19 protein-coding genes are annotated in these 20330 nt (G+C 65.8%); 9 read left to right on the plus strand and 10 right to left on the minus strand.

The annotated features are described in order from the left end of the window. Position 1: 1 nt before the first annotated feature. The 3 genes from gmd to FHS03_RS13575 form a co-directional block, all read right to left on the minus strand. Positions 2–1045: a GDP-mannose 4,6-dehydratase gene (gene gmd, locus FHS03_RS13565; protein ID WP_183441504.1), complete on the minus strand. Its 1044-nt coding sequence runs from the start codon at positions 1043–1045 to the stop codon at positions 2–4. 116 nt (positions 1046–1161) lie between these two features. Then, positions 1162–1614, minus strand: coding sequence for a DUF2214 family protein (locus FHS03_RS13570; protein ID WP_183441505.1), 453 nt, complete (start codon positions 1612–1614; stop codon positions 1162–1164). A gap of 78 nt (positions 1615–1692) precedes the next feature. Further along, complete coding sequence (locus FHS03_RS13575) at positions 1693–4011, minus strand: NADP-dependent malic enzyme (RefSeq protein ID WP_307729544.1); 2319 nt, start codon at positions 4009–4011, stop codon at positions 1693–1695. A gap of 271 nt (positions 4012–4282) precedes the next feature. On the opposite strand from FHS03_RS13575, the gene FHS03_RS13580 reads away from it, so the two are divergent. Together FHS03_RS13580 and thiL are read left to right on the plus strand one after the other, a co-directional pair. Beyond that, a complete protein-coding gene (locus FHS03_RS13580; protein ID WP_183441506.1) occupies positions 4283–4498 on the plus strand; it encodes a hypothetical protein in 216 nt (71 codons plus the stop codon). A gap of 19 nt (positions 4499–4517) precedes the next feature. Continuing rightward, positions 4518–5492 (plus strand): thiamine-phosphate kinase, encoded by a 975-nt coding sequence (gene thiL / locus FHS03_RS13585; RefSeq protein ID WP_183441507.1) that lies wholly within the window; start codon positions 4518–4520, stop codon positions 5490–5492. 18 nt (positions 5493–5510) lie between these two features. Here thiL and FHS03_RS13590 read toward each other — a convergent pair whose 3' ends face one another. Genes FHS03_RS13590 through FHS03_RS13600 form a run of 3 tightly spaced genes read right to left on the minus strand, consistent with a single transcriptional unit; the run spans position 5511 to position 10730 of the window. Further along, positions 5511–8117 (minus strand): EAL domain-containing protein, encoded by a 2607-nt coding sequence (locus FHS03_RS13590; protein WP_183441508.1) that lies wholly within the window; start codon positions 8115–8117, stop codon positions 5511–5513. After that, complete coding sequence (locus tag FHS03_RS13595; protein ID WP_183441509.1) at positions 8114–10135, minus strand: sensor histidine kinase, YfiR-like protein-associated; 2022 nt, start codon at positions 10133–10135, stop codon at positions 8114–8116. The genes FHS03_RS13590 and FHS03_RS13595 overlap by 4 nt, the downstream gene beginning before the upstream one ends. 10 nt (positions 10136–10145) lie before the next feature. Further along, positions 10146–10730 carry a TOL_0243 family YfiR-like periplasmic protein gene (locus tag FHS03_RS13600; protein ID WP_183441510.1) on the minus strand — a complete coding sequence of 195 codons (585 nt, stop codon included), beginning with the start codon at positions 10728–10730 and terminating at the stop codon, positions 10146–10148. 276 nt (positions 10731–11006) lie between these two features. On the opposite strand from FHS03_RS13600, the gene FHS03_RS13605 reads away from it, so the two are divergent. Then, entirely contained in the window at positions 11007–11489 is a 483-nt protein-coding gene (locus FHS03_RS13605) for a CinA family protein (RefSeq protein ID WP_176347969.1), read from the plus strand. Here the strand turns inward: FHS03_RS13605 and FHS03_RS13610 are convergent. Continuing rightward, positions 11486–13477: a 3'-5' exonuclease gene (locus tag FHS03_RS13610; protein WP_183441511.1), complete on the minus strand. Its 1992-nt coding sequence runs from the start codon at positions 13475–13477 to the stop codon at positions 11486–11488. The genes FHS03_RS13605 and FHS03_RS13610 overlap by 4 nt on opposite strands. A gap of 75 nt (positions 13478–13552) precedes the next feature. On the opposite strand from FHS03_RS13610, the gene FHS03_RS13615 reads away from it, so the two are divergent. The 5 genes from FHS03_RS13615 to FHS03_RS13635 all read left to right on the plus strand — a co-directional run bounded on the left by FHS03_RS13615 (position 13553) and on the right by FHS03_RS13635 (position 17317). Continuing rightward, the gene (locus FHS03_RS13615; RefSeq protein WP_183441512.1) at positions 13553–14491 is read left to right on the plus strand and encodes a metallophosphoesterase family protein; all 939 of its coding nucleotides are present in this window, start codon (positions 13553–13555) and stop codon (positions 14489–14491) included. Between the two features lie 27 nt (positions 14492–14518). Beyond that, positions 14519–15247 carry a P-loop NTPase family protein gene (locus FHS03_RS13620; RefSeq protein ID WP_183441513.1) on the plus strand — a complete coding sequence of 243 codons (729 nt, stop codon included), beginning with the start codon at positions 14519–14521 and terminating at the stop codon, positions 15245–15247. Between the two features lie 6 nt (positions 15248–15253). Then, complete coding sequence (locus FHS03_RS13625; protein ID WP_183441514.1) at positions 15254–15757, plus strand: hypothetical protein; 504 nt, start codon at positions 15254–15256, stop codon at positions 15755–15757. Between the two features lie 196 nt (positions 15758–15953). Then, the gene (locus FHS03_RS13630; RefSeq protein ID WP_183441515.1) at positions 15954–16271 is read left to right on the plus strand and encodes an ArsR/SmtB family transcription factor; all 318 of its coding nucleotides are present in this window, start codon (positions 15954–15956) and stop codon (positions 16269–16271) included. Next, positions 16268–17317: a cation diffusion facilitator family transporter gene (locus FHS03_RS13635; RefSeq protein ID WP_183441516.1), complete on the plus strand. Its 1050-nt coding sequence runs from the start codon at positions 16268–16270 to the stop codon at positions 17315–17317. The genes FHS03_RS13630 and FHS03_RS13635 overlap by 4 nt, the downstream gene beginning before the upstream one ends. 17 nt (positions 17318–17334) lie before the next feature. On the opposite strand, the gene cysK is transcribed toward FHS03_RS13635, so the two are convergent. Both cysK and FHS03_RS13645 read right to left on the minus strand, forming a co-directional pair. Beyond that, positions 17335–18267 carry a cysteine synthase A gene (gene cysK / locus FHS03_RS13640; protein ID WP_183441517.1) on the minus strand — a complete coding sequence of 311 codons (933 nt, stop codon included), beginning with the start codon at positions 18265–18267 and terminating at the stop codon, positions 17335–17337. 93 nt (positions 18268–18360) lie between these two features. Further along, positions 18361–18849 (minus strand): FKBP-type peptidyl-prolyl cis-trans isomerase, encoded by a 489-nt coding sequence (locus FHS03_RS13645; RefSeq protein ID WP_183441518.1) that lies wholly within the window; start codon positions 18847–18849, stop codon positions 18361–18363. Positions 18850–18884: 35 nt separating this feature from the next. On the opposite strand from FHS03_RS13645, the gene thpR reads away from it, so the two are divergent. After that, positions 18885–19418 carry an RNA 2',3'-cyclic phosphodiesterase gene (gene thpR, locus FHS03_RS13650; RefSeq protein WP_183441519.1) on the plus strand — a complete coding sequence of 178 codons (534 nt, stop codon included), beginning with the start codon at positions 18885–18887 and terminating at the stop codon, positions 19416–19418. Here the strand turns inward: thpR and tcdA are convergent. Next, positions 19386–20282 (minus strand): tRNA cyclic N6-threonylcarbamoyladenosine(37) synthase TcdA, encoded by an 897-nt coding sequence (gene tcdA / locus FHS03_RS13655; protein WP_183441520.1) that lies wholly within the window; start codon positions 20280–20282, stop codon positions 19386–19388. The two genes, thpR and tcdA, sit on opposite strands and share 33 nt — an antisense overlap. Positions 20283–20330 lie beyond the last annotated feature (48 nt).

The following is a 20330-nucleotide window of genomic DNA, read 5'->3' on the forward strand; positions in this document are numbered from 1 at the left end:
CTTAGAAGGAGAAGCCGGCGGCGTTGCGGCGCAGGTCGGCCTCGACCATCATCTGGCACAACTCTTCCAGCGTGGTCTTCGGTTCCCAACCCAGTTCCTTGCGCGCCTTGGCCGGATCGCCGATCAGCAGGTCGACTTCGGCCGGACGGTAGAATTTCGGGCTGATACGCACCAGCACCTTGCCGTTTTGCGCGTCATGGCCGGTTTCCTGTTCGCCGCTGCCCTGCCATTCGATGGCGATGCCGGCGGCCTTGAACGCCATGGTCACGAAGTCGCGCACGGTCTCGGTGCGGTTGGTGGCCAGCACATAGGTATCCGGCTTGTCGGCCTGCAGGATGCGCCACATGCCTTCCACGTATTCCTTGGCGAAGCCCCAGTCGCGCTTGGCGTCCAGATTGCCCAGCTCCAGCACGTCCAGCTTGCCCAGCTTGATCTTGGCGACCGAGTCGGTGATCTTGCGGGTGACGAACTCGCGGCCGCGCAACGGCGACTCGTGGTTGAACAGGATGCCGGAGGAGCCGAAGATGCCATAGGATTCGCGGTAGTTCACGGTCATCCAGTGCGCATACAGCTTGGCCACGCCATACGGGCTGCGCGGGTAGAAAGGCGTGTCTTCCTTCTGCGGCACGGCTTGCACCTTGCCGAACATTTCCGAGGTCGAAGCCTGGTAGAAGCGGATCTTGGGGTTGACGATGCGGATCGCCTCCAGCAGGTGCACGGGACCGATGCCGGTGATATCGGCCGTGGTCACCGGCTGCTCGAAGGAGACGCCGACGAAGCTTTGCGCCGCCAGATTATAGATTTCATCAAAATCGCCGGCCTGCAGCAGGCGGATGCTGGAACTCAGATCGGTCAGATCGTACTCCACCAATTTCAGGTTGGGATGGGACTCGATGCCCAGTTCCTCGATGCGCCAGAAGTTGACCGAACTGGTACGGCGGTAAGTTCCGGTTACTGCATAGCCCTTTTGCAGCAGCAATTCAGCCAGATATGCGCCATCCTGGCCGGTAATGCCCGTGATCAGGGCTTTTTTGGTCTTTTGCATGATGATGAAGATCTTTAATTAGGGCGATATATAACCGGGCATTGTAACAGAGGCGTCATGTGGGCTTTTTAATTGGCCGCCCCGATTACAACAGTTACAGTTTGTTACGCACCGCCTCAGGCATGGCCGATACCGCGCGCCATCGCGGCCGCCAGCACCGGAATGGCGGCGAACAGCATCAGCTCGGCCAGCAGCAGCGGGCGCAGGGCGGCGATGTCAGCGGAGGAAGGAGTAAAGCCGGCGTCGGCGCGCAAGCGCTTCTGCCAGGCCAGGATGCGCAGCGTGGGCTTGATGGAGAGCAGACCGACCAGGGCGAAGACCCCGATTTTTGTCCAGAACAATGGGTTGGCTGTATAGAAGGCCGCCCCTTTCGCGCCATGCATCACGCGGCCGAAGCCCACCAGCAGGATGCCCAGCGCGCTCAGGCCATACACGGCGTCGAGCCGCGCCAGCAGGCGCAGCGTGGCCGGCGCCAGGCCGGGACGCAGCAGCGCCCACTCGCACGCCAGCACGGCGGCGATGGTAAACACTAGCAGGTGGTGCAGGCTGGCCTGGAGGAAGTCGCTCATGGTCAGGCAATGTAACCGTGATTGACGATGCTGTCAAAAAGATTACATTACCCGCTTCACCACGAGCCGCGGGGGCGGTCAGCCCTTGCGCTGGGCCACCGCATCCACCACGCACAGCGCCGTCATATTGACGATGCGGCGCACGGTGGCCGACGGGGTCAGGATATGCACCGGCGCGGCGCAGCCGAGCAGGATCGGGCCGATGGCGATGCCGTTGCCGGCCGCCGTCTTCACCAGGTTGTAGGCGATGTTGGCGGCGTCGATATTTGGCATCACCAAGAGGTTGGCGTCATGCTCCAGGTCGGAGTTCGGCATGATGCTCTTGCGCAGCTTGGAGTCGAGCGCGGTGTCGCCGTGCATCTCGCCGTCGACTTCCAGCTCCGGCGCCTGCTCCTTGACCAGGGCCAGGGCGGCGCGCATCTTCTGCGCCGAGGCGCTGTTGGACGAGCCGAAGTTCGAGTGCGACAGCAGGGCCGCGCGCGGCGACAGGCCGAAGCGCTTCATCTCGTCGGCCGCCATGATGGTGATCTCGGCCAGCTGCTGCGCATCCGGGTTTTCGTTGACGTGGGTGTCCACCATGGCCAGCTGGCGTTCCGGCAGCACCAGGATATTCATCGCCGCGTACACATTGGCGCCGGCGCGCTTGCCCAGCACCTGGTCGATATAGTGCAGGTGCAGCTGGGTGGTGCCGAAGGTGCCGCAGATCATGCCGTCGGCATCGCCCTTCTTGATCATCATGGCGCCGATCAGGCTGTGGCGGCGGCGCATTTCGAGCTTGGCGTATTCCTGGGTCACGCCCTTGCGCGCGGTCAGCTCGTAATAGGCTTGCCAGTATTCGCGGTAACGCTCGTCGAAATCGGGGTTGATCACATCGTAATCGACACCCTGCTTCAGGCGCAGGCCGAATTTATGGATGCGCGCTTCCAGCACGGCCGGACGGCCCACCAGGATCGGACGCGCCAGACGCTCGTCGACCACCACCTGCACGGCGCGCAGCACGCGCTCTTCCTCGCCTTCCGCGTACACGATGCGTTTCAGCCCGGCCGGGGTCTTCTTGGCCACCGAGAACAGCGGCTTCATGAAGGTGCCGCTGCGGTAGACGAATTGCTGCAGGCTGTCGGCATACGCTTCCAGATCCTGGATCGGGCGCGTGGCCACGCCGGAGTCGAAGGCCGCCTTGGCCACGGCCGGCGCGATCTTGATCAGGAGGCGCGGATCGAAGGGCATCGGAATCAGGTATTCCGGGCCGAAGGCCAGGTTCTGGATGCCGTAGGTGGTGGCCACGATGTCCGACTGCTCGGCATGGGCCAGGTCGGCGATCGCATGCACCACGGCGATTTCCATTTCGCGCGTGATGGTGGTGGCGCCGCAATCGAGGGCGCCGCGGAAGATGTAGGGGAAGCACAGCACATTGTTGACCTGGTTCGGATAGTCCGAACGGCCGGTGCAGATGACGGCGTCGTCGCGCACGGCTTTCACCTCTTCCGGCAGGATTTCCGGGGTCGGGTTGGCCAGGGCCAGGATCAGCGGCTTGGCGGCCATCTGCTTGACCATGTCCTGTTTCAGCACGCCGCCGGCGGACACGCCGAGGAAGATGTCGGCGCCGGGAATGACTTCGGCCAGGGTGCGGGCGCTGGTTTCGCGCGCGAAGCGTTCCTTGTCCGGGTCCATCAGCTCGGTGCGGCCCTTGTAGACCACGCCGGCCAGGTCGGTGACGATGATGTTTTCCAGCGGGAAGCCGAGGTCGACGATCAGGTCGAGGCAGGCCAGGGCCGCCGCGCCCGCGCCGGACACCACCAGCTTGCAGTGCTTGATGTCCTTGCCGACGATCTTGATGCCGTTCAGGATGGCCGCGCCGACGATGATGGCGGTGCCGTGCTGGTCGTCATGGAAGACCGGGATCTTCATGCGCTCGCGCAGCTGGCGCTCGATGTAGAAGCACTCGGGCGCCTTGATGTCTTCCAGGTTGATGCCGCCGAAGGTCGGTTCCAGCGCGGCGATAATGTCGACCAGCTTGTCCGGATCCTGCTCGTTGATTTCGATGTCGAAGACGTCGATGCCGGCGAATTTCTTGAACAGCACGCCCTTGCCTTCCATCACAGGCTTGGCGGCCAGCGGGCCGATATTGCCCAGGCCGAGCACGGCGGTGCCGTTCGAGATCACGGCCACCAGATTGCCGCGCGCGGTGTATTTATAGGCGTTGGCGGGATCGATCACGATCTCTTCGCACGGGGCGGCCACGCCAGGGGAATACGCCAGCGCCAGGTCGCGCTGATTGGTCAGTTGCTTGGTCGGGGTGACGCTGATTTTGCCGGGTTTTGGGCACTCGTGGTATTCGAGCGCGGCAAGGCGCAGTTGTTGACGCAATTCCTCTTTTTTATCAGATGACGAATCCATGCTGTGCTGCCTTCCTGTCTCTTTTGTTCGGTAATCCTTTGATTCTAACAGACGGAATATGGCCCCCAGCTAGGTATTTTCACGCAGCGGCATGGCGTAAAGCCCAGACTTATCAACATGATAAAGCGATATGATTGCCTGATTTGAAAGGCTTTCCAGCCCCCGCTTATGTGCGCCATTTCACATATACGCAGAAAAATACGCGTGATTATCTAGACAGCAGACAAATCGCTTCCTATGCTTTAAGCATTGCTTTTTGGGAAGGCACACCATGAATCGCGTATTCTGGCAGCTTGGCGCCCGTTGCAGCGCCGCCCTCTTCCTGTTGACCTCGGCCGTCCTGTTCTTCACGCCCCAGGAATCGGACTGGGCCTTGCCCCTGGCCGTGCTGGCCCTGGGCCTGGGCGCAGCCTGGCTCTACCTGCGCGACGGCCCATCTTCGCTGCCGCGCCGTCCCGGCAACGACAAGGCCGTCGGCAGCGCCTGAGGCCCGCTACAATGGCGGCATGCTCTCCGAATTCGACCTGATCAAACACTACTTCGCGCCTTCGCGCGCCGCCGCCCAGCCGGCCCACGTCGCCCTCGGCATCGGCGACGACTGCGCCCTGCTCGCGCCCACGCCGGGCATGCAGCTGGCCATCTCCTCCGACATGCTGGTGGAGGACCGCCACTTCTTCGCCGGCGAGGACGCTCAGCGCCTGGGCCATAAAAGCCTGGCCGTCAACCTGTCCGACCTGGCGGCGATGGGCGCGCGCCCGCTCGGCTTCACGCTGGCGCTGGCCCTGCCGGCGGCCGATCCGGCCTGGCTGGCCGGCTTCTCGCAAGGTCTCTTCGCCCTGGCCGACGCCCACGGCTGCGCCCTGATCGGCGGCGACACCACCAAGGGGCCGCTGAATATCTGCATCACCGTCTTCGGCGAAACGGCGCCCGGCCGCGCCCTGCGCCGCGACGCCGCCCGCGTCGGCGACGATATCTGGATCTCCGGCACCCTGGGCGATGCGCGCCTGGCCCTGGCCGGCTACCGCGGCGAGACCGCCTTGAGCGCGGCCGAGCAGCAGGCGGCGGCCCAGCGCATGCACCTGCCCACGCCGCGCGTGGCGCTGGGACGGGCCCTGGCCGACGGCGGCCTGGCGCACGCGGCCATCGATATCTCGGATGGCCTGGCCGGTGACCTCGGCCATATCCTGGAACGCTCCGGCGTCGGCGCCACGCTGGACGTGGACGCCCTGCCGGCCGGTCCCGTGCTGGCGACGCGCGCGCCGGCCTTGCGGCGCGCCTGGACCGCGGCCGGCGGCGACGATTACGAGCTGTGCTTCACCGCGCCGGCCGCGGCGCGCGCGGCCATCCTGGCGGCCGGCGCCGCCAGCGCCACGGCCGTCACCCGCGTCGGCCGCATCGAGGCCGCGCCCGGCCTGCGCCTGGCCGATGCCGCCGGCGCGCCGCTCGATCTGCGCCTGGCCGGCTTCGACCACTTCAAATAAGACTTGAAGTAAGGCGCGTCAGGCATCCAGGGTCGTGTGGTCCTCGCCCGGTTCGCCGGCGCGGCGGCCGCTGCCGTGCATCAGCCAGTAGTGGTGGAAGGCCAGGCGGATATTGTCGCGCAGCTGGGTATCGTCCCAGGGCTTGGTGTAGAAGCGGTAGATGGCGCCGCGGTTGATCGAATCGAGCACCGCTTCCAGCCCCGTGTAGCCGGACAGGATGATGCGGATGGTGTCCGGATACATCTCCTTGACCTTGCTGAGAAATTCGGTGCCGCTCATGATCGGCATGCGCTGGTCGCACACCACCACCTGCACCGGGTGCAGGGCCAGCAGCTCGAAACCCTCGGCCGGCGAGACCGCCGTCAGGATGCGGTAGCCGTCGCGCCGGAACAGGCGGTGCAGCGAGGACAGCACGTTGACATCGTCGTCCACCAGCAGCAGGGTTTGCGGCGGCTCGGCGGCGCGGTTGGGGTCGGGCGGCACGCCCTTGCCCGAGGCCACCAGCGCGCCCATCTCGTCGGCCGGCAGCGGACGGCTGAAGAAGAAGCCCTGGATTTCATCACAGCGGTTGCGCCGCAGATATTCCAGCTGCGGCCGCGATTCCACGCCCTCGGCGATCACGCGCAGCTTCAGGCTGTGCGCCATGCTGATGATGGCCAGCGCGATGGCCGCGTCGTTGGGATTGGTGGTGATGTCGCGCACGAAGGCGATATCGATCTTCAGCTTGTCGATCGGGAAGCGCTGCAGATAGGCCAGCGAGGAATAGCCGGTGCCGAAATCGTCGATGGCGACCTTGATGCCCAATTCCTTGAGCACGCCGAGCACCTCGATGGTGCGCTCGGTATTCGACATCAGGGCCGTTTCCGTCAACTCCAGCTCCAGCAGCTCGGCCGGCACCTGGTGCTGCGCCAGCGCGTCCTTGACCTCGCTTTCCAGATCGCCCTCGACGAACTGGCGGCTGGCCACATTCACCGCCACCGTCACCGGCCCCACGGCCGAACCCGCCCAGGCCGCGATCTGGCGGCAGGCGGTGTCGATGATCCAGGCGCCGACGCGCACGATCAGGCCCGTGTCCTCCAGCACCGAGACGAATTCGGCCGGATACACGATGCCGTAGCCGGGCCGGTGCCAGCGCAGCAGCGCTTCGGCGCCGCTGATGCGGCCCGTGTGCAGATTGACCTTGGGCTGGTAGTACAGCACCAGCTCGTCCTGCTCCAGCGCGCGGCGCAAAGCCATTTCCAGGTCGAGCCGGGCCAGCACCTGCACATTCATGCCGGCGGTGAAGAAGCGGTAGCCGTCGCGGCCCGCGTCCTTGGCGCGGCCCATCGCGGTGTCGGCGTATTTGACCAGGGTATCCGGGTCGGTGGCGTCGTCCGGGTAGACGGCGATGCCGATGCTGGCCGTCAGCGTGGCGTCGTGGCCGTCGAGCTCGAAGGGCGCGCGCAGCGCTTCGCGCACCTCGTTGGCGACGTACACGGCGTCCTGCTGGTCGCGCGTCATGGTCAGGATCAGGCCGAACTCGTCGCCGCCCAGGCGGCCCACGGTGTCGCGGATGCGCACGCACTGCACCAGGCGGTTGGAAAATTCGCGCAGCAGCTGGTCGCCCTTGGCCGGCCCCAGCGAATCGTTGATGTTCTTGAAGCGGTCCAGGCCGATGAACAGCACCACGATGCGCCATTCCTTGTCCTGCGCCAGCTCGATCGCCTCGTTCAAGGTCTGGTAGAACAGGGTGCGGTTGGGCAGGCCGGTCAGGCTGTCGTAATGCGCCATATGCTGCAGGCGCTCCTGCGCCTGGCGCCGTTCGGTGATGTCGCGCGCCACGCAGATCAGGGTGCGCCAGGCCGCTTCGCCTTCCAGCTGCAGCTGCCAGTACAGTTCCACCGGCACCGCCGCCAGATCGCTGCGCGTCAATTCCAGTTCGCGCAGTTCGGGCGCGCGCGGTTCGCTGGCGCGCGCCGCCGGCAAGGCGTTCAAGGCGGCGGCATGGGCCATCAATTCTTCGCGCGCGCCGAGGCCGACGCGCGCCGGTTCATGCGCCAGCAGCTCGGCGCGCGACCAGCCGAGCATGCGGCAGGCGCCGTCGTTGACGTCGACAAAGGCCAGGCTGCCGGTATCGATCAGGAAGATGGCGTCGGCCGTGGCGTCCATGGCGCTGCGGAAGCGCTGCAGCTCGGCCGTGCGTTGGCGCACGGTCTGCTCCAGCAGGGCGTTGTAGTTGCGCGCCTCGCGGTGCAGCAGGCGCACTTCGAGCATATTGCGGATGCGCGTCAGCACCTCGACCGGATCGAAGGGCTTGCTGACGAAGTCCATCGCGCCGGCGTCCAGCGCCGCCATCTTCTTGGCCGGTTCGGCCGTCACCACCAGCACCGGCAGATAGGCTTCCACCTCCAGCGGCTTCAACGCTTCCATCACTTCGAAGCCGTTCATGCCGGGCATGTGCAGGTCGAGCAGGATGATGTCGTAGCGGTTCTCTGCATGCCAGGGCGCCACCACGCGCGGATCGGTGGTGGCGCTGACCGCCGTATAGCCGGTGGACTTGAGCAGGTACTCCAGCAGCTGCACATTGACCGGCTGGTCGTCCACGATCAGCACCTTGGCGTTGAGGATGTCTTCCTTGCTGATCATGGCTGCCCCGCTTTCTCCCGGTCCCGGGCCAGGTAGGAGGTCGTGCTGTTGATAGCTTCGGTGAATTCATCGATATTGATCGGCTTCACGAGATAGCGGAAGAAGCCGGCGGCCAGGCCTTTTTCCACATCGCGCGGCATGGCGTTGGCGGTCAGCGCGATGACCGGGATATGGCGCGTGGCCGGATCGGCGCGCAGCTCGGCCAGGGCGTCGAAGCCGCTCATGCCGGGCAGGTTGATGTCCATCAGGATGATGTCGGGCTGGTGGGCGCGCGCCAGCTCCACGCCCAGATGGGCGTCGGGCGCCGTCAGCAGCTTGAGGTCGGGCCGGAAGCCGATGATTTCCTCGATCAGGCGCAGATTGGCCGGATTGTCTTCCACATACAGCACGGTGGTGCGCAGCGGATGGTCGGCGTCGTCCGGCGCGCTGGCCGGCAGCACGCCGGAGGCCTTGAGCGAAGGCAGCGGGTCGGCGCATTTCAGTTCGACCCAGAACATGCTGCCCACGCCCGGGCTGCTGGTGGCGCCGATCACGCCGCCCATCAGTTCGACCAGGCGCTTGGTGACGACCAGGCCGATGCCGGTGCCCTCTTCCGCCCCGCTTTCCTGGCCCAGGCGGTTAAACGGCTGGAACAGCAGCTTCATCTGCTCGGGCCGCAAGCCCATGCCGGTGTCCTGCACCGAGAGGCGCACCAGGGAGGGGCCGCTCGGGCTGCTGTCCACCACCACGGCGCCGCCGTCGCGGTTGTACTTGATGGCGTTGGAGAGCAGGTTGAGCAGGATCTGCTTGAGGCGGGTGCGGTCGGCCACCACGTGGACCCGGCTGTCGGCCGGGAACAGCAGGCGGATGCCGCGCTCACCGGCCAGCGGGCGCACCATATCGTCGCATTCCTGCAGGATTTCCTGCAGCGCCACCGGTTCCAGCGACAGCGCCACCGCGCCCGATTCGATCTTGGCCAGGTCGAGGATTTCATTGATCAGGGTCAGCAGGTGGCGCCCCGATTTCAGGATGTGGCCGGCGAATTCGCGCTTTTGCGCCAGCGTCGACGGCAGCTTGTCCGAGGTCAGGATCTGGGCGAAGCCGAGGATGGCGTTGAGCGGGGTGCGCAGCTCATGGCTCATCGAGGACAGGAAGGCCGACTTGGCCTGGTTGGCGCTCTTGGCCTCCTCCATGGCCATGGCCAGCTCGCCGTTGGCGATTTCCAGCTGCATGGTGCGCTCGTGCACGCGCTGCTCGAGTTCGCCGTTGAGGCGCATGACTTCGTGCTGCGCCTGGCTGCGCTGTTCGGCCTCGCGCGCGATTTCGCGGTTGGAGGTTTCCAGCGCGCGCGTGCGGGCCTGGATCTCGTCGAGCATCTTGTTGAAGGAATCGACCAGCTCGGCCACCTCGTCCTCGCTCAAGCGCGTGGCGCGGCGCGAATAGTCGCCGGTGTCGACGATCTCGCGCGCCACGCCGGCGATGTCGAGGATGGGCTGGGTCAGCAGGGGATTCAGGCGCCGCAGCAGCAGCCAGGCGCTCAACATGGCGCCCAGCATGGCCAGCACGGCGATCGCCAGGTAGTCGAGGGCGCGGCCCAGCATCTCGTATTCGGCGCGCAGGAAGACCGTGCCCAGCACCTCGCCGTTATCGACGATGCTCTTGAACATCAGCAGCTTGCCGTCCTCGTAGCGGAAACCTTCGCCGCCGGCCTGGCGCGGGATGTCGGCGCTCTGGCCCGGCGCCACATAGGCGGCGAACAGGGCGCCGCCGGAACGGTAGATGGCGCCGGCGTCGACCTTCGGCCGCAGGCGCAGCAGGGCCAGATTTTCCTTGGCCAGGCGCGGGTCGTCGAACACCAGCGCCGGCGAACTCATATGGCCGATCAGTTCGGCCTGGGTGCTCAGATCGGCCACGATGGCGCGGTGGTAGGCGCGCAGATCGTAGACGATGAAGATGCCGATCGAGACCAGCAGCGCCAGCAAGGCCACCAGCATGACCACGGCCAGCATCTTCTGGCGCAGGGAGTGCAGTCTGATCATGCACGGCCCCTCATGAATTCACCTGCCACACTTTGTAGGCGGCCGCCAGCATGCGCGCGCTGATGCGCAAACGCGACACACCGGCCGCTTTCAGCGCCACCTCGAAACGCAGGCGCTCATCGGCGACCAGGAAGCGGATCACGCTGCCCATGGCTTGGGCGTCTTCGGCATCGCTGACGGTGAGGATGGCTTGGCCGCGCGCCGCCGCCAGCAAGTCCTGCAATTCATTGCGCTCCAGCGCGGCGCTGGCAAACAGGATGTGCAGGCCGGCCGGCGCCTCGCCTTTCTTCAGGCGAAGCACCTGCAGCGCGCGGCCGTTGACGGCATGGCCGGCCATGCGCTGTTCCAGCTCGGCGGCCAGGGCCTCGGCGCCGGCCACGCCGATCAGCAGCGGACTGTCGGGACGCACGAAACTGCCCTCGGGCCACTCGACAAAGCCGGCGAATTTGCACAGGTAGGCGGCCTTGACCTGGCGCTCCAGCGCCTCGCTGCCCTGGCCCAGGGCGAAGCCGTGCGCGACCACCAGGATCAGGAGCAGGCAACGGTCCCGATACAGCCGGGCGGCCCGGAATCGTACAGAGTTTAGAAACGCCATGAGAAGCGAGCCAAAATACTGCGATCGAATGCGCTACCGCCTTGAGGCTGGCGCCCGGCGTCGGGCCGGCGCTCACGCCATCTTGCGCTTTTGCCAGCCTACAAGCAAGTCAGTTGCTTAAAATTAAGAAAATGCTAACACAAAGCGCGCGCGCGGGGTGCGCAATTCGCTGCGGCGCAGTTGCAGCGCAGCAGAGATTTTTGCCCAGCCGTGTGCTCACGTCCACGCCCGCCGCGCTAGAATGGGACATCGGAATCTTTGCCAGAGGAGCCACTCATGATTACGGATATCAAGGAACTGGCCGCCCAGGTCGGCCGCGCCCTGCAGGAAAAGAGCTTGCTGCTGGCGACCGCGGAATCCTGCACCGGCGGCGGCGTGTCGCAGGCGATCACCGAGATCGCCGGCTCCACCGGCTGGTTCGACTGCGGCTTCGTGACCTATTCCAACGCCTCCAAGACCGAGCTGCTCGACGTGTCGGCCGCCATGATGGCGCAATTCGGCAGCGTCAGCGAGGAAGTGGCGGCGGCCATGGCCCAGGGCGCGCTGGCCAACAGCAATGCCCATGTGGCGGTGTCGACCACCGGCATCGCCGGCCCGACCGGCGCCGTGCCGGGCAAGCCGGTGGGCACGGTGTGCTTCGGCTGGGCCACGGGCGACACCGTGCACACGGAACGCCTGGTGTTTGCCGGCGACCGCGCCGCCGTGCGCGAGCAGACCGTGGTGCACGCCTTGCAGGGGCTGCTGCGCTTTATTAATTAAGCGTCGGCTTCCGGCTTGCGGAAGCCCGCCATCAGGTAGCTGCGCGCCGCCGCGTTGCGTTCGTCCGGCTCGAACAGCAGCAGCGCCTGCATGGCGCGCGTGATGGCCACGTAAAAATAGCGCTTTTCCTCTTCCGTATCGCGGCCGCGCGGGAACTGGCCCTGCTCGATCAGCGGCACCATCACGCAAGGCCATTCGCGGCCTTTGGCGGCAGCCACCGTGGTCAAAGTCAGTTGCTTGCGCTTGCCGCTGAAGCCCTGGCTGCCGACGCGCTTCTGGCGCTGCTGCAGCTCCTGCAGGAAGGCGGCGACGTCCATGCCGCCGTGCTGGCGCGCGAAGGCGACGAAAGCCTGGATGGCGCGCAGCGCCGAATCGGCCTGGCGCCGGTTGACCACGGCGCGGCTGGCGGCGGCGGGCAGATCCAGGGTCTGGCTGGCGAAATGCAGCAGGGCGGCGGCGTCCTGCTGCATTTCGCCCGCACCGCGCTGGCGCATCTCGTCCACCACCTGGCGCAGGCGCTGCTTCCAGCGCCGCGCCGCACCGCCGTCGCTGGCCGCTTCGGCGCACAGGGCGTCGCCCACCAGCCAGGCCAGCATGGCCGGGTCTTGCGCCACGTCCTCCTGCGCGCGCGCGGCCAGGCTGGAACCGCTGCCGTACATTTCGTGGCTGCTGTCCCACACTTCCGAAGCGCTGTCGATCGACAGGAACTGGTACAGGGCGGCGGCCATGCGCGCGCAGACGTCCTTGTCGCCGCGCAGGGTGGCGTAATCGCCGCAGGCCACGTGCAGCAGGCCGCGCAGCATCAGGATTTCCGGGCGCAGCAGATAGGATTCCACGCCATCGCAGGCATACGGCAGCTTGGCGTCGAGCAGCGCGTTTTCGATGGCGATGGTCTGGTCGGCCTCGCGCACGATGATGGCGATATCGGAGAGCTTGCCGCCCTCCTGCACCAGGCGCGCCACCTGCTGCGCCACGGCCGGCGCGCAGCCGGCGCCGGCCGCGTCGTATTCATGCCGGCCCACGCTGCTGTAAGTGTCGGCCATGGGCTGGCATTTGCGGCCGGAGGCGCGCGCCGCCAGCTTGGCCACCGAAATGCCGAAGCGGTGCGACTTGCTCAGCTCCAGGCGCTGGGCGCCGGGGAAGCCCAGTTCGAAGCCGAGGTGGGAAAAATGGATGTCGGCGCCGCGCGCCGTGTTGATGACCTGGGAGCGGTCGCCCACCACCACCAGGCGCGCCTGGCGGCGGAAGATTTGCAGCAGCTCGAATTCGGCCGCGTTCACGTCATGCCATTCGTCGACCAGGCAAAGCCGGACCTGGCGGATGCTGTCCAGCGCCGACGGGTGCAGGGACAGCAGGGACAGCACGTCCGGCACCAGATCGGCCAGGCCTTGCCACAGATAGACGCCCGGCTCCAGCTGGCGCATGCGCTCATAGGCCTGGCAGATTTCCACCGCCTGCGGCGGCACGTCGAAACGCTCGGCGATCTGCTCGATATCGTCCTGCTCCAGGTCTTCCTGGAAGCGGCGCGCCACCGTGGTCGCCTTCAGCGTCGCCAGCAGGGCCAGCATGGCGTCGATGCGGGCGCTGTTGTCGCGGAAGCTGAAATCGAAGTCGCCGCGGCGCTCCTCATAGCGCTGCCACACCGCTTCGGCCGCCGCCACCACCTGCGGCCGCAGCGACTCTTCGCTGGGGCAGAACTGGGCCTTGTCCACCAGGCCGTCGTGGGCCAGGCGCGACAGCAGGGCGCGCGCGAACTCCTCCATCGTCATCACGCTGACCTGGCGTCCCGGGCACTCCTCATGCAGCTTTTGCTGGAAGCGCAGCTTGGCCCCGGCCGAGAAGCACAAGCCCAGCACCTCGCCGCGCGCCTGTGCCGCCAGCATGGCCAGGGTGGTGGTCTTGCCGGCGCCGGCCACCGCTTCGACCATCAGCACGGGCGCGTCGGATTGCAGGATCAATTGCTGTTCGGGAGTGGGAGCGAGGGGCATGGGGCAGACAAAACGGTTTCACAAACCGCCATTGTGATATATCTTGCCCACCAACAGAAGAATAAGCGCGCCTCGATGCCATTATTGCAATCACTTTTACGCTGCATGTTTTGCGCCCTGGGACTGAGCGCCCTGGCGCCGGCCGCCGCCCAAACAGCGGCGCCCATCATCGTCTACGCGGCGGGCGACATCGCCGACTGCCGCTATAGCCGCCCCCAATATTCGGGCGCGGCGCGCACCGCCGCCGTGGTGGAAGTGGGCATCGCGCGCGACGCCGCCGCCGGTCTGCGCAGCGCCGTGCTCTCGCTGGGCGACCATACCTATCCGATCGGGCTGGAAGCCGAATTCCGCGACTGCTACGCGCCGACCTGGGGCCGTTTCAAGGACATCACCCATCCCACGCCCGGCAACCACGAATATTACGGCGGCAGCGCCGACGGCTACTACGGCTATTTCGGCGCCGCGGCCGGGCCGCGCGGGCGCGGCTACTACAGCTTCGACCTGGGCGGCTGGCACCTGGTTTCCCTCAACAGCCATATGCACGGCGAAGAACAGCGCGCCCAGATGCTGTGGCTAAAAGACGACCTGGAACGCCATCCGCGCCGCTGCATCCTCGCCTACTGGCACGCGCCCATGTATAGTTCGGGCGGACACTCGGCCAGCCTGCATATGCAGGAAGCCTGGCGCCTGCTGCAGGCGGCGGGGGCGGAACTGGTGCTGTCCGGCCACGACCACGACTACGAGCGCTTCGCGCCGCTCGACGCCGACGGCAAACCGGATGCGCGGCAGGGCATGCGCCAGTTCGTGATCGGCACCGGCGGCGCCTTCCTCACGCCCTTCCGCTGGCCGCACGCGCACAGCGAGGCGCGCGCCAACCGGCAATGGGGCGTGCTGAAACTGGCGCTGAAGGAAGACGGCTACGACTGGGAATTCCTGCCCGCCGACAAGGGCGTGCACGATCCCATGGCGCAGCCGCAGGATGAACCAGACAGCGGCTCGGCGCGCTGTCGCTAACCATAAGAGCAAGACGGGAGCAAAGCGATGCAAAACACGGTGCACTTCATCCTGCAAGGTAAGGGCGGGATCGGCAAAACCCTGGTCTCCACCATCCTCGCCCAATGGCTGCAGGACAAGAGCGACACGGTGCTGCGCTGCTATGACACCGACCAGGAAAACACCACCTTCTCGCGCTACAAATCCCTGAATGTGCAGCATGTGCCGGTGATGACCGAAGCGCGCACCATCGATCCCAAGCGCTTCGACGCGCTGATGATCGACATCCTGCGGGAAGACGGCAACTGCGTGATCGACAATGGCGCCAACACCTTCTCGCCGCTGCTGGCCTATTTGATCGAGAACGACTGCTTCGCGCTGCTGGCCGAATCGGGACGCCAGGTCTACATCCACACCATCGTCGGCGGCGGCGACACGCTGCACGACACGGCCATGGGCTTTGTCTCCACGGCCAAGGCCACCCAGGTGCCGCTGGTGCTGTGGGAGAACGAGCATTTCGGCCTGCTGCAATCGGCCTCCGGCAAAGCCTTCATCGAATCGCAGACCTATGCCGACAACTCCAAGCGCGTCAAAGGCCGCGTGGTGCTCAGCCAGCGCAATCCCGACACCTTCGGCGCCGACGTCAAAAAGATGAACACCGCGCGCATGACGCTCAACGAGATCAAGGAAAGCGACAAATTCAATGTGATGGAAAAGCAGCGCATCAAGGTCGTGTTCCGCGACCTGTTCGAACAGCTCGACCAAGTGGACTGGTAAGCGGCCATGGACCCACAACAGCTGCGCACCCTCGTCTTTGAAAAAACCGGCATCAAGGTCGATGTCGACGACCCCATCTTCGCCCTGGTGGCCCTCAACGAAGCCGTGCTGGCCGAAGCGGTGGAACGCCACATCGCCCGCATCGACGCCGCCTCGCAAGAGTTGATGCAGCAGTTGCGCCAGGCTGGCGGTCAGCCGCACGCCGTCGCGCACGAGCACGAACGCCATCCCGGCTTCACGCCCGCGCCGGCCGCCGGCCCGGTCAAGCCGATCGCCACGCAAGCGCCTTTGCTGGTCCCGCGCGAGTTGCGCCTGCTCGGCGCCGCCGCGCTGGTCGCCCTGCTCAGCGCCAGCCTGGTCCTGGCCGGCCAAGCGCTGTTTGGCAAACCCGCCGAACTCACTCCCCAGCAACGCGCCGCGCTTGCGAAGGCCGAAAAGCTCGACCAAATCCTGCCCACCCTCCCCCCCGCCACCCGCGCCGCTGTCGAAACCGCCCTGCGCCAACCCTAAAGCTTTGATCTTCCTCAACAAATGTCTAACCCTGGTGTCAGGCACCAGAGCTAGACATTCTTTGATTTTGCTCAAGGAATGTCCGACCTTGGTGCCTGACACCAGGGTGGGACATTTGTTGATTTAGATCAGATGGGGTTTGCGGTACGGGAGGATTTGAGCTAACATTTGAATATCTGTTCAAATGTTTCTATTTATGAGTTCTTCTTCTGTTTCGGATGCGGCGGTGGCGCAGCTGGCGGACTTGTTCCATTTGCTGGGCGATCCGACCCGGCTGCGCATCGTGCTCGCCTGCGTGGCGGCGCCAGTGGCGGTGAGTGCGATCGCGGAGCGGCTGCAGCTGAGCGCTTCCCTCGTGAGCCACCATTTGCGCTTGCTGCGCGCGGCGCGTATCGTGAAGTCGGAACGGCAGGGGAAACAGGTCTTTTATTCGGCCGCCGATGCGCATATCAGCGGCGTTTTGGGCGATATGCTGGACCATATCGCGGAACCTTCCAACGGGATCGATGCATGAGCGCTCATCACCACCATGGCCATGAGCATGGCCATCATCACCATCACGGCAATCCAACGGATCACGGCCGCGCCTTTGCCATTGCCATTACGCTTAATGCGGTCTTCGTGGCGGTGGAATTCGTCTACGGCTTTATCGCCAATTCGACGGCACTGATGGCCGACGCGGGCCATAATCTGTCCGACGTGCTGGGCCTGATCCTAGCCTGGGGCGCGGCGATTCTGGCGAAACGCACGCCATCCGGCCGCTATACCTATGGCTTGCGCAGCAGTTCGATGCTGGCGGCGCTGTTCAACGGCATGCTGCTGATGGCGGCCTGCGGGGCGATTGCCTGGGAGGCGGCGCTGCAGTTGATGAATCCAACACCGGTGCAGGGACTGACCGTGTCGGTGGTGGCGGCGGTGGGCATCGCGGTGAATGGCGTGTCGGCCTGGCTGTTCATGGCGGGCAGCAAGGATGACTTGAATATCCGCGGCGCCTACCTGCACCTGGCGGCCGACGCGGCGATTTCGCTGGGCGTGCTGTTGTCCGGCCTGGTGGTGATGTACACGGGTTGGACCTGGCTCGATCCGCTGGTCAGCATCGCCATCGTGGTGCTGATTACAATGGGCACCTGGTCGCTGCTGCGCGAGTCACTGCGCATGGTGCTGGCGGCGGTGCCGGAGAATGTGGATGCGCCCCAGGTCGAGCAGTTCCTGCGCGCGCAGCCGGGCGTGACCGAGGTGCACGATCTGCATATCTGGTCCATGAGCACGACCGAAACGGCGCTCACGGCCCACCTGGTCATGCCGGACGGTTATCCGGGCGACCAGGCGCTCGACGCCATCACGCGCGAACTCAAGGAGAAGTTCTCCATCCACCATACGACGCTGCAAACCGAGCAGGGAACCACGGAGCATGCCTGCTGCCTGCACGGCAAGGGCGAGGCCGACGAGGGGCATGGGCACCATGGCCATGACCATGACCACGATCATGAGCATGGTCACGAGCATCGGCACGAGCCGGCCCACCAGCACGCGCCGCACCAGCACGGCCACCGGCACTGAGCCGGCCAGCGCCGGCGCTAATCGGCCAGCCCGTCAAACAGGGCCGTGCTGAGATAGCGCTCGCCGAATGAGGGAATGACGGTGATCACCATCTTCCCTTGATTCTCCGGCCGCCACGCCACTTGCAGCGCGGCCCACAGCGCCGCGCCCGACGAAATCCCCACCAGCAGCCCTTCTTCGCGCGCCGCGCGGCGCGCTGTGGCGAAGGCGTCCTCGTTCTTCACGCAGATCACTTCGTTGTACACATGGGTATTCAGCACGGCCGGCACGAAGCCGGCGCCGATGCCCTGGATCGGATGCGGTCCCTTGATACCCTGCGACAGGATCGGCGACGCTTCCGGCTCCACCGCGATGCACTGGAATTCCGGCTTGCGCGCCTTGATCACTTCACCCACGCCGGTGATCGTGCCGCCGGTGCCGACGCCCGACACCAGGATGTCGGCCTGGCCGTCCGTGTCGCGCCAGATCTCTTCGGCCGTGGTGCGGCGGTGCACATCGGGATTGGCGGGATTGTTGAATTGCTGCGGCATCAGGTAGCGCCGATCCGCCTCCGCCATTTCTTCGGCGCGGCGGATGGCGCCCAGCATACCTTCGGCGCCCGGCGTCAGCACCAGTTCCGCGCCATAGGCGCGCAGCAGCATGCGCCGTTCGCGGCTCATGGTTTCGGGCATGACCAGCATGCAGCGGTAGCCGCGCGCCGCGCACACCATGGCCAGGGCGATGCCGGTATTGCCGCTGGTCGGCTCCAGGATGATGGTGTCGGGATGGATCTGCCCCGCCGCTTCCGCCGCCTCGATCATGGACAGGCCGATGCGGTCTTTGACGCTGTGGGCGGGATTGTAGAATTCGAGCTTGGCCAGCAGCTGGGCCGGAGCGCCGGCCGCCATGCGCTGGATGCGCACCAGGGGCGTATTGCCGATCAGCTCAGTGACATTGTTGGCAACGTTCATGGCGAAGTCTCCGCGCGGACGAGAAACCCAGTGTACGCCGATTTGCCGCCGCCACGGCGCGTCGCTGCAACGCGCGCGGCGGCCAGCAGGGATTTACTTCACGTCCAGCAGTTCGACGTCGAAGATCAGGGCCGAATTCGATGGAATATCGCCCATGGCACGCGAGCCGTAGGCCAGTTCGGCCGGGATGATCAGGGTGCGCTTGCCGCCGATCTTCATGCCGGCCACGCCCTGGTCCCAACCCTTGATGACACGGCCTTTACCGAGCGGGAATTCGAGCGGCTCGCGGCCGATCGAGGAGTCGAACTTGCGGCCGCGCTGGTTCTTGGCCAAGGGGCGGTACAGCCAGCCGGTGTAGTTGACGCGCACGGTCTGGCCGGCCTGGGCTTCGCGGCCGGTGCCGACCTTGACGTCGGTGATGATCAGCTGTTCGGCCGCCGGGCCGGGCGTGGCGGAACCGACCACCACGGGCGCGGCAGCTTCAGGCTGCGGCTGCGCTTGGGGCTGGGCTTCCGGCTGCTGCGCCTGGGCAGCGGTGGCGGCGGCAAAGATGAAGGCAAATAATGCGGAACGACGGATCATGGTAAATTCTTTCCTCTGGTGTTGAGAGCGGCATCATGATAACAAATCAATCTTCAGGCGGGATAAACGCCGCGCCCGCCCACAAGCTTTTTTTCGCGCTCTGGCCCGATGCGGCCACGCGCGGCGCGCTGGCCGCGCTGCAATCCCAGGTCGCGGGACGCGCCACGCCGCCCGACAAGCTGCACCTGACCCTGGCCTTCCTCGGCCAGCAACCCGCCACGGCGCTGCCTGCGCTGCTCGATATTCTGCACGCCCTGTCCGTGCCGCCGCTGCGGCTGGAGATCGATTGCTTCGGTTATTTCAGCAAGCCGCGCATCGCCTGGGCCGGCATGTCGGCGGTGCCGCCCACGCTGATGGCGCTGCAGGAGGATTTGATGCGGCGCCTGGCAGCGGCCGGATTTTCGCCCGCCACCCACGGCGAATTCCGCCCCCACCTCACGCTGGCGCGCGAAGCCAAAACGGCGCCGCCGGCCGCTGCGGCTTTCGTCCCTATTGCCTGGGAGGTCAAGCAGATCGCGCTGGTGGAGTCGCTGCCCTCAGGCCTGTACCTGCCCGTCGCCAGCCGCTAACTGCGGCGCGGCTTCCACTGCCGCCACGCTGGCGGCCAGCTTGTTCAGCAGATGGCCGGCGGCCACCAGGCCGAAGGTGGCCGTCACCACCACCGAGGAGCCGAAACCGGCGCAGTTGATGCCGGTGACGCCGGGCGCTTTTTCGTCGGCGTCAACCGAGCACACCTCGCCCGTTTCCGGGAATTTCAGCGGTTCCATCGAGAACACCGCGTCCACATTCAGCTTGTTCTTCGAGTTGGGCGGATAGTTGTACTGGCTGCGCAGGCGGCGCCGTACTTTTTTCAGCAGCGGCTCCTGCTCGGTCTTGGCCAGGTCGCGCACCTCGATGCGGGTGGGATCGGTCTGGCCGCCGGCGCTGCCGATGGTGATCAGCGGGATGCCCTTGCTGCGGCAATAGTGGATCAGGGCCGTCTTCGACTTGGCGCTGTCGATGGCGTCGATCACGTAATCGTAGGCGTGGGCGCCGATCATCTCGTCCAGGTTGTCGGGCGTGATGAAGTCTTCGATCTGGGTGATCCGGCAATAGGGGTTGATCTGGGCCACGCGCTCGGCCAGCGCGGTGATCTTGGCCATGCCCAGGGTGCCGCTCAGCGCCTGGATCTGGCGGTTGATATTCGACTCGGCCACGTTGTCGAGGTCGATCAGGGTCATGCGGCCGATGGCGCTGCGCGCCAGCGCTTCGACGATCCAGGAACCGACGCCGCCGACGCCGATCACGCACACATGGGCGCTGCGAAAGCGTTCCAGCGCGCGCGCGCCGTACAGGCGGGCGATGCCGCCGAAGCGGCGTTCAAAGTCGATATCGTGTTCGGGGGCGGCCGCGGCGCCATCGCCTAGGCCAAAAGGAGTATGCAGGGAATTCATCCGCCATATTTTACCGGACCCAGCCCAAGAGTATCCTACAATGGCCCC

The sequence above is a fragment of the Pseudoduganella violacea genome, assembly GCF_014191875.1.
GTDB classification, from domain to species: domain Bacteria; phylum Pseudomonadota; class Gammaproteobacteria; order Burkholderiales; family Burkholderiaceae_D; genus Rugamonas; species Rugamonas violacea_A.

Bases quoted from the DNA above. Each gene is read 5' to 3' on its own strand.
- gmd (WP_183441504.1), bottom strand. From the start codon at position 1,045: ATGCAAAAGACCAAAAAAGCCCTGATCACGGGCATTACCGGCCAGGAT.
- FHS03_RS13570 (WP_183441505.1), bottom strand. From the start codon at position 1,614: ATGAGCGACTTCCTCCAGGCCAGCCTGCACCACCTGCTAGTGTTTACC.
- FHS03_RS13575 (WP_307729544.1), bottom strand. From the start codon at position 4,011: ATGGATTCGTCATCTGATAAAAAAGAGGAATTGCGTCAACAACTGCGC.
- FHS03_RS13580 (WP_183441506.1), top strand. From the start codon at position 4,283: ATGAATCGCGTATTCTGGCAGCTTGGCGCCCGTTGCAGCGCCGCCCTC.
- thiL (WP_183441507.1), top strand. From the start codon at position 4,518: ATGCTCTCCGAATTCGACCTGATCAAACACTACTTCGCGCCTTCGCGC.
- FHS03_RS13590 (WP_183441508.1), bottom strand. From the start codon at position 8,117: ATGATCAGCAAGGAAGACATCCTCAACGCCAAGGTGCTGATCGTGGAC.
- FHS03_RS13595 (WP_183441509.1), bottom strand. From the start codon at position 10,135: ATGATCAGACTGCACTCCCTGCGCCAGAAGATGCTGGCCGTGGTCATG.
- FHS03_RS13600 (WP_183441510.1), bottom strand. From the start codon at position 10,730: ATGGCGTTTCTAAACTCTGTACGATTCCGGGCCGCCCGGCTGTATCGG.
- FHS03_RS13605 (WP_176347969.1), top strand. From the start codon at position 11,007: ATGATTACGGATATCAAGGAACTGGCCGCCCAGGTCGGCCGCGCCCTG.
- FHS03_RS13610 (WP_183441511.1), bottom strand. From the start codon at position 13,477: ATGCCCCTCGCTCCCACTCCCGAACAGCAATTGATCCTGCAATCCGAC.
- FHS03_RS13615 (WP_183441512.1), top strand. From the start codon at position 13,553: ATGCCATTATTGCAATCACTTTTACGCTGCATGTTTTGCGCCCTGGGA.
- FHS03_RS13620 (WP_183441513.1), top strand. From the start codon at position 14,519: ATGCAAAACACGGTGCACTTCATCCTGCAAGGTAAGGGCGGGATCGGC.
- FHS03_RS13625 (WP_183441514.1), top strand. From the start codon at position 15,254: ATGGACCCACAACAGCTGCGCACCCTCGTCTTTGAAAAAACCGGCATC.
- FHS03_RS13630 (WP_183441515.1), top strand. From the start codon at position 15,954: ATGAGTTCTTCTTCTGTTTCGGATGCGGCGGTGGCGCAGCTGGCGGAC.
- FHS03_RS13635 (WP_183441516.1), top strand. From the start codon at position 16,268: ATGAGCGCTCATCACCACCATGGCCATGAGCATGGCCATCATCACCAT.
- cysK (WP_183441517.1), bottom strand. From the start codon at position 18,267: ATGAACGTTGCCAACAATGTCACTGAGCTGATCGGCAATACGCCCCTG.
- FHS03_RS13645 (WP_183441518.1), bottom strand. From the start codon at position 18,849: ATGATCCGTCGTTCCGCATTATTTGCCTTCATCTTTGCCGCCGCCACC.
- thpR (WP_183441519.1), top strand. From the start codon at position 18,885: ATGATAACAAATCAATCTTCAGGCGGGATAAACGCCGCGCCCGCCCAC.
- tcdA (WP_183441520.1), bottom strand. From the start codon at position 20,282: ATGAATTCCCTGCATACTCCTTTTGGCCTAGGCGATGGCGCCGCGGCC.